This window comes from Pararhizobium sp. LjRoot235 (assembly GCF_964254145.1).
Taxonomy (GTDB): domain Bacteria; phylum Pseudomonadota; class Alphaproteobacteria; order Rhizobiales; family Rhizobiaceae; genus Pararhizobium.
This window is the reverse complement of sequence record NZ_CAXUSP020000001.1, coordinates 1,688,295-1,704,078: the sequence shown is the minus strand read 5'-3', so window position 1 is coordinate 1,704,078 and position 15,784 is coordinate 1,688,295. Positions and strand designations below refer to the sequence as shown.

Genomic DNA, 15,784 nt, shown 5'->3' with positions numbered 1-15,784 from the left:
GCCGGTTAGACATCATTTGCATGATGATCGTATCCGCCGTACCCATTTCACCTACTGTATTAGAAATGGTGATTCCCACAATTTTCGGTCCCGTCAAGCATTTCCGGCGAAAAACCGTTTAAAACGGCAAAAAAGGCTGAATCAAGCTCGTCGCTTCAAAGATTCAGTTCACTGGCGGAAATGTAGGAACTGTTCATAAAAAGACAAGGGTCCGGAAAATCTCCGCAGTGACATAGCCGACCGGAAACGAACCAGCGACGACCGCCTCGCATCGCGGTCACCGCCTCGCACTTTTCCTCATCCCGTTGAGAGATGACGCACCCGGACGTGATTTCAAGTCCTACCAGTCCATCACCACCTTGCCGGAATTGCCCGAACGCATCGCCTCGAAACCATCGCGGAAATCGTCGATGCCGATGCGGTGGGTGATGATCGGCGAGAGGTCGAGCCCCCCTTGCACGAAGGCGATCATCTTGTACCAGGTTTCGAACATCTCGCGGCCGTAGATGCCTTTGAGGTTGAGCATCTTGAAGATGACCTTGTTCCAGTCGATCTCGAAGCCGGTCGGCGCGATACCGAGGATGGCGATCTTGCCGCCATTGTTCATCTTGTCGATCATGTCGCGGAAGGCCGGGGCGGCGCCCGACATTTCGAGCCCGACATCGAACCCTTCGGTCATGCCGATACGCGTCATCACGTCGCTGAGGTTTTCCTTGGACGCATCGACGACATAGTCGATGCCGACCTTTTCGGCGAGCGCCAGGCGCACCGGGTTGATATCGGTGATGACGACCTTGCGCGCGCCGGAGCGCTTGGCGACCATGGCGCCCATGATGCCGATCGGGCCGGCGCCGGTGACCAGCACGTCCTCGCCGACGAGATCGAAGGAGAGCGCGGTGTGGACGGCGTTGCCGAAGGGATCGAAGATCGCGGCGATCTCGTCCGGCACCTCGTCGGGGATCGCCACGACATTGTATTCCGGGATGCAGACGAACTCGCCGAAGGAGCCGGGACGATGCACGCCGACGCCGAGCGTGTTGCGGCAGAGATGCCCCCTCCCCGCGCGGCAGTTGCGGCACTTGCCGCAAACGATATGGCCCTCTCCCGAGACCCGTTCGCCGACATGGTACTTCGTGACCGCAGAGCCGATCTGAGCAATCTCGCCGACGAATTCGTGGCCGACAACCATCGGCACCGGAATGGTCTTCTGCGCCCACTGGTCCCAGTTCCAGATGTGCACATCGGTGCCGCAGATCGCGGATTTCTTCACCTTGATCAGCACGTCGTTCGGTCCGGGCTCCGGCACCGGCACATGCTCCATCCAGAGGCCGACTTCCGGTTTGGATTTAACGAGGGCTTTCATCATGTTGGTCATTTTCATTCCTTAGATATCGATGCGCTGCGCGCTGCCCCTCACCCTAGCCCTCTCCCCGCAAGCGGGGAGAGGGAATGATCGAGATCGCCGCCGCACCGCAACGGATACGAACATCGAAACCCGCGGCTTGTCCCTTCTCCCCGTTTACGGGGAGAAGGTGGCCGACAGGCCGGATGAGGGGCAATCCCTCAAATCACACCCAGTTCCCTGCCAACTTCCTCGAACACCGCGATCGCGCGGCGCACATCTGCCTCGCTGTGGGCGGCCGACATCTGGGTGCGGATGCGGGCCTGGCCCTTGGGGACGACGGGAAAGGAGAAGCCGACGACGTAGACGCCTTTTTCCAGCATCCTTGCCGCCATTTCCTGTGCCAGCGACGCGTCTCCGAGCATGACCGGGATGATCGGATGGCCCTCGCCGGCAAGCGTGAAGCCGAGCTTGCCCATTTCGGCGCGGAATAGGGATGCGTTGGCTTCGAGCCGCGCTCGCAGGGCGTCGCCATTGTCGATCAGGTCGAAGACCTTGAGGGAGGCAGCCGCGATGACCGGAGCAAGCGTGTTGGAGAAGAGATAGGGCCGCGAGCGCTGGCGCAGCCACTCCACCACTTCTCGTCTCGCCGAGGTGTAGCCGCCCGATGCGCCGCCGAGTGCCTTGCCGAGCGTGCCGGTGATGATATCCACCCGTCCCTCGACGCCGCAATATTCGGCCGAGCCGCGGCCGTGCTTGCCGACGAAGCCGACGGCGTGGCTGTCATCGACCATGACCATGGCGCCGTATTTTTCGGCAAGATCGCAGACGCCTTGCAGATTGGCGATGATGCCGTCCATCGAAAAGACGCCGTCGGTGGCGACCAGCTTGAAGCGCGACCCCTCCGCCTTCTTCAGTTCCTCTTCGAGCGCGGCCATGTCGTTGTTGGCGTAGCGGAAGCGCTTGGCCTTGGAAAGCCGCACGCCGTCGATGATCGAGGCATGATTGAGCGCGTCGGAGATGATCGCGTCTTCCTCGTTCAGCAGCGTTTCGAACAGGCCGCCATTGGCATCGAAACAGGACGAATAGAGGATGGTGTCTTCCATGCGCAGGAACGACGAGATGCGCGCCTCGAGCTGCTTGTGCTCCTCCTGCGTGCCGCAGATGAAGCGGACGGAGGCCATGCCGTAGCCGTAGCGATCGAGCGCCCGCTTGCCGGCCTCGGCGAGTTCCTCGTTGTTGGCGAGACCAAGATAGTTATTGGCGCAGAAATTCAGGACCCTGGCACCCGAGGCAACTTCGATCTCGCCTGCCTGTTTAGAGGTGATCACCCGCTCGGATTTGTAGAGACCGGCGGCTTTCAGGCCTTCGAGTTCGGACGAGAGATGCTGGATGAAGGCTGATGTCATGACGGCGCTTTCCAAACGGAGATCGGGTTGCGATGGAGACCTATCATATTCCCGCGCGGAAGAAAGCAGAAGACGCGCGGCGGGGCGCGGCGCTGCCGCGACACGGCGGCCAAAGGAACTTGTCTGGCCGCGCGCTCAATGTTTCAAGGAAGCATACCGGCCGGAAACACGCGAGCCGAAAAAAAGCTAGTTGACTGAGTCAACTATTTCAGCGCCGATAGGCAATGTATTTTATGCGACGAGGGAGCCATGACCATCTTCGACAGATTTTCCTTGAAGGGCCGGGTGGCCCTGGTGACCGGCGGCGGGCGCGGGCTTGGATTGGAGATCGCCCGCGCGCTTGCCGAGGCGGGAGCGCATGTCGTTATCAACGGTCGCACGGCGGAAACGCTCAAGGAAGCCGTAGGCCGGATCGCGGCTACAGGCGGCAGCGCCGAGGCCGTCGCCTTCGACGTCACTGAGCGGGAGGCACAGCGCGCCGCGCTTGCCGCTATCGAGCGCAGCCATCACCGGCTCGACATCCTCGTCAACAATGTCGGCGCCCGCGACCGGCGGCCGCTGGCAGAGTTCGACGACGAGGCGATCGTCGACCTCATTCGCACCGACCTGATCGCCGCCACGACGCTGTCGCGCGATGCGGCCGCGCTCATGAAGCGGAACGAGCACGGACGACTGATTTCGATCACCTCGATCAACGGCCAGGTGGCAATGCCGGGCGACGGCATCTATCCCATCGCCAAACAGGGCCTGACCGGGTTGATGCGGGCGATGGCGGTGGAATACGGACCTTACGGCATCACCAGCAATGCGATCGCACCGGGCTGGTTTGCCACCGAAACCAATGCGGCGCTGGCGGCTGACGAGGATCTGATGCCCTTCGTGCGCCAGCGCATACCGGTTGAGCGCTGGGGCCGGCCGGACGAGATCGCCGGCGCGGCGCTGTTTCTGGCGAGCGACGCTGCCTCCTTCGTCAACGGCCATGTGCTGACGGTGGATGGTGGGATGACGGTCAGGATGTAGACCTCGCCTCAGCCGTCGTTGCGGATCGCCTCGAGGAAAATGTCGCCATAGCGTTCGCGCTTGGTTGCGCCGATGCCGGGGATGCCGAGAAGGTCGTCGCTCCTTGTCGGCCGTTCCTTGGCGAGCGCCATCAGCGTCGTATCGGGGAAGATGACGTAAGGCGGGACGTTCATGTCCTTGGCGATCGAGGCGCGCAGTGCCCGCAGTTTCTGGAAGAGGCCATGATCGCGCTCCGACATGTCCGTTCGGGCAGCGGTGCTGCCAGCAGATTTGGCATTGCGCTGCGCCTTGCCCGTCGACGGGCGGTCCTTGCGAAAACGAACCTCCCGTTCATGCTTGAAGATGGCGCGGGCCTCCGGCTGCAGTTTCAGCGCGCCGAAAGCCTCATGGTCGACGCTGACGAAACCTGCCGCGAGCAATTGCCGATAGACGGACTGCCAGGTCTTCGACGGGATGTCCTTGCCGGCCCCGAACACCGGCATGTCGGCATGGCCGAAGCGCGTCGTCTTCTCGTTGATATTGCCGAGGAGAACGTCGATCAGATGACCGGTACCGAAGCGCTCGCCGGTGCGGTAGATGGCGGCCAGCGCCTTGATGGCGGCATCCGTGCCGTCCCAGGTCTCGACGGGTTTGATGCAGGTGTCGCAATTGCTGCAATTGCCGCCATGAGCTTCGCCGAAATGGGCAAGGATGGCTTGTCTCCGGCAGGTCGGCGTCTCGCAGATGGCAAGCAGGGCATTGAGCTTGGCGCGCTCGACCCGCTTGATTTCGTCAGCCGAGCCGCCCCCGTCGATCATCCGGCCGCGCTGGATGACGTCGGCCATGCCATAGGCCATCCAAACATCGGACGGCAGCCCGTCGCGCCCGGCACGGCCGGTTTCCTGGTAATAGGCCTCGACCGAGCCCGGCAGATCGAGATGGGCGACATAGCGCACGTCCGGCTTGTCGATGCCCATGCCGAAGGCGACGGTGGCGACGAGGCAGAGGTCTTCTTCTTTGAGGAACGCGTCCTGATTGGCATCACGCAGCGCCCGATCCATGCCGGCATGATAGGCGAGCGAGCGGATGCCCTGCCCGTTCAGCCATTCGGCCGTGTCCTCGACCTTGGCGCGCGACAGGCAATAAACAATGCCGCTCGCGCCCTTGTGGCGCGACAGGAACCGCAGCAATTGCTGGCGCGGCTGATCGCGCTCGACGATCTCGTAGGCGATGTTCGGGCGGTCGAACGAGGTGGCGAAGACTTCAGCCCCGTGCAGACCGAGCCTGTCGATGATGTCTTCGCGGGTATGCGGATCGGCCGTTGCCGTCAGCGCCATGCGCGGCACGCCGGGATAATGTTCGGCGAGATGACCCAACTCCCGGTATTCCGGGCGAAAATCATGGCCCCATTGGGAGACGCAATGCGCTTCGTCGATAGCAAACAGCGCGATCCGCGCAGTACCGATCATCTCCTTGAAGGCCGGCGTGACGATGCGTTCGGGCGTCACGTAGAGCAGATCGAGATCGCCGTTTGCAATCGCCCGGCGGACATCGAGGAATTCCTCGCGCGTCAGCGACGAGTTGAGCGCCGCCGCCCGGACGCCGAGCTGCTTCAGCGCCTCCACCTGATCGCGCATCAGGGCGATCAGCGGCGAGACGACAATGCCGACGCCGTCTCTGCAAAGCGCCGGGATCTGGAAGCAGAGCGATTTTCCGGCACCGGTCGGAAAGAGCACGACCGCATCGCCGCCCGACACCACCCGTTCGACCACGGCCGCCTGCTTTCCGCGGAAGGCGGAATAGCCGTAGACCCGTTTCAGGACGGCGAGCGGGTTTTTCGCGCCTGCGTTATCGAACAGGGGATCGGTGCGGTCGTGGATGGGAGGCATGGAATCGCTTTCGTGGGGAGAGCGGGACTATGGCACAGGTGCGGTGGTGGGCGCGAGGCTTTGTGCCTCGGTTATTGGCAATCCTGCGTTCGCGCGCCGATAGAACGCCAACGAACCGGCGAGCGCCAGGAGAGCACCGCCGCAGATGCGGTCGAGCCACAGCGCGCCGGAGGTCTTCAGCACGCGCACGGCCTGCGAGCCGAGCGCCGCATAACCGAACATGACGAGAAAATCGATCGCGGCGAAAACGAGGGCGAGAACGGCATATTGCGGGACCTGCGGTTCGCTCGGCACGATGAACTGGGGCAGAAAGGCCGAGAAGAACAGATAGCCTTTGGGATTGGTGACCGCGACCAGGAAACTTTTCAGGAAGATCGAGCGCGGCGATCCCAAGCCGTTCTCCGCCGTGCCGTGCAACGTCTCGTTCAACGAACCCTTCGAGCGCAAAAGCATGATGCCGAGAAAGGCAAGATAACCGGCACCGATCCATTTGACGACGGAGAACCAGAATTCGGAAGCTGCCAGCAGCGCCCCGAGCCCGAGCGCGACGGCGCCGATCAGGACGAAATCGGACAGGACCGCGCCGATCATGCCGACGAGAGCGCGCCGGACGCCGAAGCGCGAACCGTTGGTCAGCGCCAGAAGCACCGTCGGGCCGGGCGTGGCGATGCCGATGAACGAGACGAGTGCGAAAGCCAGCAAGGCGATTTCAGTCATAAGTTCCCCTCCTTATGAAAACGGCTCTCGTAGGTGACTTTTGCAATTCGCTGGCCGGTCGGCAAGAGGTCACCTTGCTCGTCGGGGCCTCAAGTTCGGCAGCCGTGATTTCAGATCATACATAAATCTCTGGCGTTGACTAAAAATTGCTGCAGTGCATCACGATAAGACTGGCGTAACGGGACCAACGAACGGTGGTTTGATGCGCTACGTAAAACAATTTGAAGCCCTGCGCGGGGTCTTGGCGATATGGGTCGTGGTGGGGCATGTGGCGACCGCGTCGGCCTTGCACGGACGGCTGGTCGAAGCGAAGCTCTATAATTTCCATGCCGTCACCGTGTTCATCCTCCTAAGCGGCTTTGCCATCGCAGCGTTGATCGACAAGAAGCCGGAGAGCTATGGTCTCTACATCACGCGGCGCGCATTCCGGATTTTCCCGGTCTACCTGTTTTACCTGGCGCTCTCAGTCCTCCTGGCAAATCTCGCTCTGGAAACCTGGGTAAATGCGCCGGTCGGCGCGATGCAGGCGGCGAGAATCAAGATCGCGACCGACACGATCACCTATTGGCCCTGGCATCTCGCTGCGCACCTGCCGGCGCTGCATGGACTGGTGCCGCCGCGCCTGCTGCCCTCGACCGACTACGCCTTTCTGGGACAGGCCTGGAGCATATCGCTGGAATGGCAATATTATCTGATAGCGCCGTTTTTCATCGCCCTCCTGACAACGAGGATGAATGCCACCCGTATCGGGCTGCTGCTTATCGGCGCCGTCATTGTTGCTTTTATCCTGCCGCGCATGCCGGAAGGCTTCATTGGCGGATGGCTTGTCGATTTCACCCTCGGGATCGCGACATTCTACGTCATGAAATACAGGGAAAAAGAAGGTCACCCGGTGCGGTTGATACCGGTCGTGAAGGTCTGGGCGCTCGTCCTGGCGGGATTGCTCCTGCAGCGATCCATCAGCGTTCTGCCCTATCTGATCTGGGCGACGGTCATCATGCTGGTGATCCGTGCCCGGGAAAATGAAGGCGGGATGGCCGCACTTTTCAGCCGAGCGGCGAATGCCCGGCCGCTGCAGTGGGTCGGCAACATGGCCTATTCGGTCTATCTGTCCCACATGATCGTGTTGATCCTGATGCTGCAAGCGGTCCAGGCACTTGGCATCAAGGAGCCCTGGTCGCAATTCGCCGTCCTCGTTTCTGCAACGCTGGTCGGCGCCCTCGTGATCTCGCGGATCTCATACGTCTTCATTGAATTGCCGTTCCACAGGTATGGCCGCAACATCGGGCGGAGCAGGCAGGCTGTAACCGCCTGACAGGCAATGGACTACTTCCCCGCCGGCCCCTTCACCCGTCCCGACAACACGCCGAAACCGTCGATGATGGCTTCCTGGTTTTCCAGCCGCGTCACCTCCAGCTGGACCTCCTGCAGGTTGCGCAGGATCTGGCTGACGGCGTCGTCGTCGCCCTCTTCGGTGGCATAGGCGAGTTCGCTTTCGAGTTCGCGGCGCTGCCAGAGCAGCGCCTTGGTGCGCTTGTGCAGTGACAAGGCCTGAATATAGCCTTCGCGCGCATCCTCGGGGGCGGCGGCCGTCGTTGCCGTCCAGAGGCGGGCAAAGCGGATCTGCTGGTCGAGCGATTTCAGCAGGTCGCCAAAACCTTCGGCCTCAAGCTGCTCGACGAGGTTTTCCCGCGACAGGCGCGGCCCCCTGGCAGCGGCGGCATTGAGCACCGACGACCAGAAGCGCTGGAGGTCGCGATTGTCATAGTCGATCGCGGAGATCTCGTCATACTCCTCGAACAGCAGTTGCGGTTGATTGACGATGGTCAGCGCCAGCACGCTTTCTCTGAGCGGCGGCAGGGCCTGATGGCCGCTGACGAGCGACGAGCGGGCAAGCCGGTCGGAGATGCCGCTGCGCTCGGAGGTGCGCCCGCCCTGCTGGCCGCGCCCCTGTCCTCCATTTCGGTTTGCACCGCCCTGGCGCTGGTTGCGGTCGAAATTTCGCTGGCCGCCCTCGCGGCGCGACGTCCCTTGAAAGAACTGGTTGAGCCGGTCGCGGATATCCTGGCCGTAGTGGCGGCGGACGTTTTCATCGGCAATGACCGAGACCACCTGTTTCAGCGTCGCCTCAAGCTGGGCGCGGCTCTCCGGCGTATCGAAGCCTCCAGCCTGCGCCTCGCGCAGCCAGACCATTTCCGACAGCGAGCGGGCCGAGGCCATGACCTTGTCGAAGGGGCCGCGCCCCTCATGGCGGACGAGATCGTCCGGGTCCTTGCCGTCCGGCAGCATGGCGAAGCGCATGGAAAAACCGGGCTTCAGATGCGGCAAGGCGAGATCGACCGCGCGGTTGGCAGCGCGAATGCCGGCACCGTCGCCGTCGAAGCAGAGGACCGGCTGCTGCGTCAGCTTCCAGAGCAGTGCCATCTGGTTTTCGGTGAGCGCCGTTCCGAGTGGTGCTACGGCATTCTCGATACCGGCCTGGTGCAGCGCGATCACGTCCATATAACCTTCGACCGCGATGATCGTGCCCGCACCATTTTCGTTTTGCGCGGCGTTGCCGACCGGTTTTCCGTTTTGCGCGGCGCTGCCGACGCGGCTGGCCCCCGACATTGCCCTTCGCGCGCGGGCGAAATTGTAGAGCACGTTGCCCTTGTGGAAGAGCTCGGTCTCATTGGAATTGAGATATTTGGCCGGCGCATCCGGCGACATGGCGCGGCCGCCAAAGGCGATGACCTTTTCGCGCGACGACAGGATCGGAAACATGATGCGATCGCGGAAACGGTCGTAGGAGACCGGGATGTCCGGGCCGTGGACGACAAGGCCGCAGGCCTCGATCTGGTCCTTCGGCACACCCTTGCCGGCCAGATGTTCCTTCAGCGCGTTGCGGCTTTCGGGCGCATAGCCGAGGCGGAAGGTCTCGATCGTGCGGCCGGTCAGGCCGCGATCGCGCAGATAGGCGCGCGCCTTGGCGCCGTTTGCGGTCTGCAACTGCGCCTCGAAGAACTGCGTTGCCATTTCCATGACGTCCTGCAGGCCGGTGCGCTGGCGATCGCGCTTCTCGGCCTCGACATCGGGCTGCGGCATGGCAATGCCGGCAAGGTCGGCGATCTGCTGCACGGCTTCCGGAAAAGCCATGCCGTCGAGATCGGTGAGAAAACGGAAATGATCGCCCGACACGCCGCAGCCGAAGCAATGGTAGCGGCCCTTGCGGTCCTCGCAATGAAAGCTCGGCGATTTTTCGCCATGGAACGGGCAGCAGGCCCAATAGTCGCCCTTCGAGGCGTTGGTCTTCTTTCGATCCCACGTGACGCGCTTGCCGATCACGTCCGATATCGGGACGCGGTCGCGGATCTCGTCAAGGAAGGAATTGGAAAAACGCATGAATACCTCTGGGCTGGCTTCCATATAGGCGGCAATCGCGGCCCACGCCAGCAAGGCTGCGCATCATACCCGCAATTCACAGGTTGACGAGGGACGACGGATGTATGTACATTTATATTTACAAAATCAGCAAGGCGCATGACGTGCCTGAAGGATATGCCTTTGGGAACTTCAATGGATCGCTCTGATTTACAGTTTTCGTCTTTTGAATGGGACGAAGACAAGCGAGTAAGAAATGTAGAGAAACATGGCATCGACTTTCTGAAGGCGGCGACTGCACTCAACGAACCGCACATCGAACGTCGGTCCGATAAAAACGGAGAAGTCCGCACATTGGCGATTTGTCCTTTGTCGGGAATTCTAATCGCAATCGTCTACACGATGCGAAGCGAAACCTGCCGGATCATTTCCGCCCGTGCGGCACACAAAAATGAGCAAAGAAAATATCGTCAGATATTCGCTGGAACAAATCCGTGAGAAAGTCGCCAAAGGCGACGATCGCACCGACTGGGCACGCGTCGAGGCGCTGACAGACGAGGATATAAAGTCCGCCATGCGGGACGATCCCGACTGGGCGGAGTTCATGGATATCGACTGGTCGAAGGCAACGATCGTCTACCCAACTCCCAAGAAAGCCGTTTCGATCAGGCTGGATGAGGATGTCATCGCCTTCTTCAAGAAGAGCGGCAAGGGCTATCAAACCCGGATGAACGCGGTGCTGCGTCATTTCATGACCGAGCAAAAGAAATCCAAGAACGGTTAGGCACGCGAACTTGTCGGCTGCAAGACCCAACAACCGCGCGAATAAAAAGGTGATAGAAAACGTCAGGCAAGACATGACAAGACATGAATTGTCGGCACCTGTCGACTGCCCTCCCGGAACCCGCCTGATGCCACTCGCAGCCCACGATCTCATTTCCAGCAACGCATTTTTTGCGGCTATGCGCTTGCTCGCCACCGAACTGACGGCGATGTTCGATGAAAATCCGCGGCTGATGTCGATCTTTGCCTCGCATCAGCGCTGGCTGATGGCGCAGCTGGGGCTATCGCTGCACTATCGGCGCGATCCGGGCGACCCCGCCAAGGGGCTTTATGCCAGACGTTTCGTTGCCGCCGCAGTGGAACACCGCATTGCCAGCCGCAACACCGCCGCCGCCTTCATCCAGGAAATGCTCGCCTATCGCTTCGCCCGCCATAGCGACAACCCGCCGAACAATCGCATGCGGCCGCTGGAGCCGACGGATGTGACTGTGCAATCGGTGGTGAAATGGCTCTATGCACATCTTTCCATCCTCGACCATCTGGACGGCGGGGCAAGAGCGGCGGTGCTGGCGGAGGACCCGGCGCTCTTTGCGCGGCTTCAGCCCGCCATAGCGCGGGGAATCCTGGAAAGCGCTGAGGTCCGCAACCCCGGCGAGACGTTCAACCTCTTCACCTGGGCCAATTCCGGCGGCGTCGTTATGGATTGTTTCATCGCCATGATCGAAGATTTCGATCCGGACGCGGCGCGAACCCTGGTCGGCCCGATTTCGCCGGCGGATATCTGCGACCGCTACATGATCTCGAAGACGCATCTGAAGCGGCTGCTGAACAAGGCGGCGGCGGTGGGCAGCGTTGGCTTCGAAAATGTCTCCGGCAGGAATGCGCTCTGGCTGTCGCAGGGCTTCGTGCGGGAGTATCTGACCTACCAGGCTGAAAAATTCGCGATCATCGATGCGGCCTTCCACCGCCAGTCCGCATCAGCGCCGGCGGTCAGAGAGCTGACAGCAGTTCCTTGAGGACAGAAGACGCCTTGGCGAAATCCATCTGGCCGGCATAACGCTCCTTCAGCACTGCCATGACCTTGCCCATGTCCTTCGGGCCGGCTGCGCCGGCTTCAGCGATCGCGGCGGCGACGTTCGCCCGTACTTCGGCTTCCGACAGTTGCTTGGGCATGAACTCCTGCACGACGGCGATCTCGGCGCGTTCCTTGGCGGCGAGTTCGGGGCGGGCGTTCTCTTCGTAGATCTTTGCCGATTCCTCGCGCTGCTTGACCATCTTGGCGAGAATCTGCAGAATTTCGTCGTCGCTGGCATCGCCCTTGCCGGTTCCGCGATTGGCGATATCGCGGCTCTTGATCTCGGCCTGAACCAGGCGGATGGTGGAAAGCCGCGCGGCATTCTTCGATTTCATCGCATCCTTGAGGGCGGCGGCGAGTTGATCGCGCATCATTGTGCTTACTCCTGTTGAATGGCGCTTCATAAACCAGCCGAACAGCTGCGAGCAAACGAATTGCGCAAATCTCCGGTAAAAGCTGAAGGAAAAACCCTATCCGTCCGTCTTCAAGATTGACCTTGTGCGAAGCGGCAGCTATTTACCGTCACCTGCACAAACATCGTGACCAGGCCTGACAGCGCGCGCCCAACGCCCGCTTCTGCCCGCCTGCGAACCAAAACGGCCGGCAGGCGTCCCATGGAACGCCTGCAACGCGCCGCCTGAACGGGATGAAGACAATGACCGGCACCGCGCCCTGGACCACCGAAAAACCAACCGCCCTGCTCGTTCTGGCCGACGGCACCGTCATCGAAGGCAAGGGCATCGGCGCCACCGGCAAGGTACAGGCCGAAGTGGTCTTCAATACGGCGCTGACCGGCTATGAAGAGATCATGACCGACCCCTCCTATCTCGGCCAGATCGTCACCTTCACCTTCCCGCATATCGGCAATATCGGCGCCAATGACGAGGACATCGAGGACCTGACCCCGGCAGCCCGCCACGGCGCGGTCGGCGTCATCTTCAAGGCCGACATCACCGATCCTTCCAGCTACCGCGCCGCAAAACACCTCGACGCCTGGCTGAAGGCACGCGGCATCATCGGCCTCTACGGCATCGACACGCGGGCGCTGACCGCATGGATCCGCGAGAACGGCGCGCCGAACGCGGTGATCGCGCACGATCCGAACGGCGTCTTCAAACTTGATGAGCTGAAGGCGGAAGCGAAAGCCTGGAGCGGTCTCGAAGGTCTCGATCTTGCGAAGGTTGCCTCCTCCGGCCAGTCGTCGCGCTGGAGCGAAAAGCCCTGGGTGTGGAACGAGGGCTACGGCACGCTTGGCGAAACCGAGACGACGCATCACGTCGTGGCGCTCGACTTCGGCGTCAAGCGCAACATCCTGCGCCTGTTCGCAGGCCTTGGCTGCAAAGTCACCGTCATGCCGGCGACGGCGAGCGCCGAAGAGGTGCTTGCGCAGAAGCCGGACGGCATCTTCCTGTCGAACGGCCCGGGCGACCCGGCGGCGACCGGCGAATATGCGGTTCCGGTGATCAAGGACCTCATCAAAAGCGATATCCCGCTGTTCGGCATCTGCCTCGGCCACCAGATGCTGGGTCTGGCGCTCGGCGCCAGGACTGAGAAGATGCATCAGGGCCATCACGGCGCCAACCACCCGGTCAAGGACCACACGACGGGCAAGGTCGAGATCGTCTCGATGAACCACGGCTTCGCAGTCGACTCCAAGTCGCTGCCTGAAGGCGTTGAGGAGACTCACGTTTCCCTGTTCGACGGCACCAATTGCGGCCTGCGCGTCACCGGCAAGCCGGTCTTCTCCGTCCAGCACCATCCGGAGGCCTCCCCCGGCCCGCAGGACAGCCACTACCTCTTCCGCCGCTTCATCAATCTGGTGCGCGAGAAGAAGGGCGAGCCGGCTCTAGCCGAGCGGTAATTTTCCGCAGCGACACACATGCAAGGGCCCGCATCACGCGGGCCTTTTTCGTTCACGCCACCACGGCCAGGGTCTTCCTCTCGTGCGACAGGAAGCGAAAGAAGCGCCAGGTGAGCGAGATGCTGGCGGCAGCAAGGCCGAGCACGAAACCGTACCAGACGCCGACGCCGCCGAAACCGGCATGGAAGGCCAACACGTAGGCCGCGACGAAGCCGATTGCCCAATAGGAGACCAGCGCCAGCATCATCGGCACCGTCGTATCCTTCAGACCGCGCAGCATGCCGGCCGCCAACGCCTGCACGCCATCCACCAGCTGGAAGGCGCCGGCGATTACGATCAGCGGCCCGGCATAGGCGAGAACCTCGGCCGCATCCGGCCGGCGGGTATCGAGATAGAGCGCGGCTAGCTCATGCGAGAAAAGCGCGAAGACGGCACTGCTGATGAGGGCGAAGGCTGAGCCGAGCACGAGGACCGCTATCGCCGCCCGCTTGATCCCTTCCGCATCGCGGCGGCCATGAGCGAGGCCGATCCTGACGGTCGCCACCTGCGCCAGGCCGAGCGGCACCATGAAGGCGATGGAGGCGAACTGCAGCGCGATGCCATGGGCGGCAAGCTCGACGGTGCCGATCATGCCCATCAGCAGCGAGGCGACCGTGAACAGGCTGACTTCGGCAAGGATGGTGATCGCGATCGGCAGCCCAAGTTTGACGACCTCCTTCAGGACCGGCCAGTCGGAGCGCCAGAAGCGAACGAATATCTCGTAGCCACGGGTTTCCGCCGTGATCTGGATATAGGCGAAGAGCAGCACGAAGCTCAGCGTATTGACAGCCAGCGCCGAGATCGCAGCGCCGACGATGCCGAGCGCCGGCGCGCCGAAGTGGCCGAAGATCAAGACGTAGCAGAGCGCAGCATTGACGACGAGGACGGCAATCGTGACGTAAAGGATGACGCCCGCCCGCTCGAGCGCACTGAGGAAGCCGCGCAGCACCATGAACAACAGCGCCGGGAACATGCCCCACAGCGCGACCCGCAGATAGTTGCCCGCGAGAGCCGCCACCGCGGGCTGCTGGCCCATGGCGCGCAGCACCGTTTCGGCATGCCACAACACAGGTGCGGTCAGCACGCCATAGCCGAGCACCGCCCACATGCCCATGCGCACGGCGCGACGGACCGCGACGCGGTCGCCGCGGCCCTGCGCCTGTGCAACCACGGGGATTACGGCATTGGCAAAGCCGGAGCCGAAGATGAAGACGGTGAAGAACGTCTGGGCGGCAAGAACCATCGCCGCAAGCTCCGTCGTGCCGAGCCGGCCGACCATCAGCACGTCCGTCGCATGGATGGCGAACTGCGCAAGTTGCGCGCCGACGAAAGGCACGCCGAGCGCAATGCTCGCCCGGTAATGCGAAGGCCAGGAATTGTCGGTGCGGACGCCCGTCTGCGTTTGGGTCGAAGTCAACATGTGAGATTTGAGCCCTTGGCTTCGTCGCAGCCGGAATGGGCCGCATAACGGAAGACACCGAAATAAAGCAACCACCGGTAAAGCACCAGCAACAAACACCAAAGCGCTTATTTTTTCATCTAAGCATCACAAAAATTGATCATTTTGCGGGCGCGTTTTCGCGCGGGCAGCGCGACGGCCTGTTTTCTTGCCCTTCGTCATTCAGGCGGCAGAAACGACTGCATGCGCGCCAGGTCCACGACGAAGGCTTGCCTTGCCGCTTGGGCCTCGTCACGATCGCGGATCCGTAACAGGTAGGACGGATGGACCGTCACGAGCAGCGGCGTGCCGTTCATGGTCTTCAGGAGATGACCCCGATATTTCGTCAATCCTATCGAGCGACCCATCAGCGCGTAGAGCGCGGTTGCCCCCAGCGCGACGATCAATTTCGGCTCGAGCAGCTCGATTTCCGCTGCCAGCCACCAAGCGCACCGCTGGATTTCGCCGGCATTTGGGCGGGAATGCAAGCGCCGCTTTCCCCGTTGCTCGAATTTGAAGTGCTTGACCGCATTGGTGACGTAGCAGAGCGATCGATCGACGCCGGCCTCCCGCAGGCATTCATCCAACAGCCGGCCGGCGGGGCCGACAAAGGGCCGGCCCAACTCGTCCTCGCGGTCACCCGGCTGTTCGCCGACGAGAACGACCGGCGCATGCGGCGGTCCTTCACCGAAGACGACCTGCGTCGCGTGCTTGTAAAGGTCGCACCGTTCACAATCCTCCGCCTGCCGGTGCAGGGCAGCGATGGAGGCACCGTCGGCTCGCTCGCCGGTGAAGGCGGGGGGCGGTTTCGGCTTGCGCAGGGTCTTGACCGGCATGGCTTGTTCCTCCTGGGGATCGGCAGCTCGCCTCAT

The 15,784-nt window shown here is 62.1% G+C and carries 14 protein-coding genes; 6 read left to right on the top strand and 8 right to left on the bottom strand.

Annotated elements, in window-relative coordinates:
• Positions 1-340: 340 nt before the first annotated feature.
• Positions 341-1,375 (bottom strand): L-threonine 3-dehydrogenase, encoded by a 1,035-nt coding sequence (gene tdh, locus ACSQ2Z_RS08115; RefSeq protein WP_436080727.1) that lies wholly within the window; start codon positions 1,373-1,375, stop codon positions 341-343.
• Positions 1,376-1,563: 188 nt separating this feature from the next.
• On the bottom strand, positions 1,564-2,751 hold the full coding sequence (locus tag ACSQ2Z_RS08110) for a glycine C-acetyltransferase (protein WP_436080726.1): 1,188 nt from the start codon (positions 2,749-2,751) through the stop codon (positions 1,564-1,566).
• A gap of 249 nt (positions 2,752-3,000) precedes the next feature.
• Here ACSQ2Z_RS08110 and ACSQ2Z_RS08105 point away from each other — a divergent pair, with 249 nt between their 5' ends.
• Complete coding sequence (locus ACSQ2Z_RS08105) at positions 3,001-3,771, top strand: SDR family oxidoreductase (protein WP_436080725.1); 771 nt, start codon at positions 3,001-3,003, stop codon at positions 3,769-3,771.
• Positions 3,772-3,779: 8 nt separating this feature from the next.
• Here the strand turns inward: ACSQ2Z_RS08105 and recQ are convergent, their stop codons facing one another.
• Positions 3,780-5,639 carry a DNA helicase RecQ gene (gene recQ / locus ACSQ2Z_RS08100; RefSeq protein ID WP_436080724.1) on the bottom strand — a complete coding sequence of 620 codons (1,860 nt, stop codon included), beginning with the start codon at positions 5,637-5,639 and terminating at the stop codon, positions 3,780-3,782.
• Between the two features lie 27 nt (positions 5,640-5,666).
• The gene (locus tag ACSQ2Z_RS08095; RefSeq protein WP_436080723.1) at positions 5,667-6,356 is read right to left on the bottom strand and encodes a LysE family translocator; all 690 of its coding nucleotides are present in this window, start codon (positions 6,354-6,356) and stop codon (positions 5,667-5,669) included.
• 202 nt (positions 6,357-6,558) lie between these two features.
• Here ACSQ2Z_RS08095 and ACSQ2Z_RS08090 point away from each other — a divergent pair, with 202 nt between their 5' ends.
• Positions 6,559-7,671, top strand: a complete 1,113-nt coding sequence (locus tag ACSQ2Z_RS08090; protein ID WP_436080722.1) for an acyltransferase family protein — start codon at positions 6,559-6,561, stop codon at positions 7,669-7,671.
• A gap of 11 nt (positions 7,672-7,682) precedes the next feature.
• Here ACSQ2Z_RS08090 and dnaG read toward each other — a convergent pair whose 3' ends face one another.
• Entirely contained in the window at positions 7,683-9,737 is a 2,055-nt protein-coding gene (dnaG, locus tag ACSQ2Z_RS08085; protein WP_436080721.1) for a DNA primase, read from the bottom strand.
• A 174-nt stretch (positions 9,738-9,911) separates the two neighbouring features.
• Here dnaG and ACSQ2Z_RS08080 point away from each other — a divergent pair, with 174 nt between their 5' ends.
• From ACSQ2Z_RS08080 to ACSQ2Z_RS08070, 3 genes are all read left to right on the top strand, one after another.
• The gene (locus ACSQ2Z_RS08080; RefSeq protein ID WP_436080720.1) at positions 9,912-10,214 is read left to right on the top strand and encodes a BrnT family toxin; all 303 of its coding nucleotides are present in this window, start codon (positions 9,912-9,914) and stop codon (positions 10,212-10,214) included.
• Positions 10,168-10,500, top strand: coding sequence for a BrnA antitoxin family protein (locus ACSQ2Z_RS08075; RefSeq protein WP_436080719.1), 333 nt, complete (start codon positions 10,168-10,170; stop codon positions 10,498-10,500). Before ACSQ2Z_RS08080 ends, ACSQ2Z_RS08075 begins: the two co-directional genes overlap by 47 nt.
• 127 nt (positions 10,501-10,627) lie before the next feature.
• Positions 10,628-11,515, top strand: coding sequence for a hypothetical protein (locus ACSQ2Z_RS08070; protein WP_436080718.1), 888 nt, complete (start codon positions 10,628-10,630; stop codon positions 11,513-11,515).
• Here ACSQ2Z_RS08070 and ACSQ2Z_RS08065 read toward each other — a convergent pair.
• Complete coding sequence (locus tag ACSQ2Z_RS08065) at positions 11,490-11,948, bottom strand: GatB/YqeY domain-containing protein (RefSeq protein ID WP_436080717.1); 459 nt, start codon at positions 11,946-11,948, stop codon at positions 11,490-11,492. The two genes, ACSQ2Z_RS08070 and ACSQ2Z_RS08065, sit on opposite strands and share 26 nt — an antisense overlap.
• Positions 11,949-12,229: 281 nt before the next feature.
• Here ACSQ2Z_RS08065 and carA point away from each other — a divergent pair, with 281 nt between their 5' ends.
• On the top strand, positions 12,230-13,435 hold the full coding sequence (carA, locus tag ACSQ2Z_RS08060; RefSeq protein ID WP_436080716.1) for a glutamine-hydrolyzing carbamoyl-phosphate synthase small subunit: 1,206 nt from the start codon (positions 12,230-12,232) through the stop codon (positions 13,433-13,435).
• A 52-nt stretch (positions 13,436-13,487) separates the two neighbouring features.
• On the opposite strand, the gene ACSQ2Z_RS08055 is transcribed toward carA, so the two are convergent.
• On the bottom strand, positions 13,488-14,894 hold the full coding sequence (locus ACSQ2Z_RS08055) for an MATE family efflux transporter (protein ID WP_436080715.1): 1,407 nt from the start codon (positions 14,892-14,894) through the stop codon (positions 13,488-13,490).
• 197 nt (positions 14,895-15,091) lie between these two features.
• Positions 15,092-15,784 carry a UdgX family uracil-DNA binding protein gene (locus tag ACSQ2Z_RS08050; protein ID WP_436080714.1) on the bottom strand — a complete coding sequence of 231 codons (693 nt, stop codon included), beginning with the start codon at positions 15,782-15,784 and terminating at the stop codon, positions 15,092-15,094.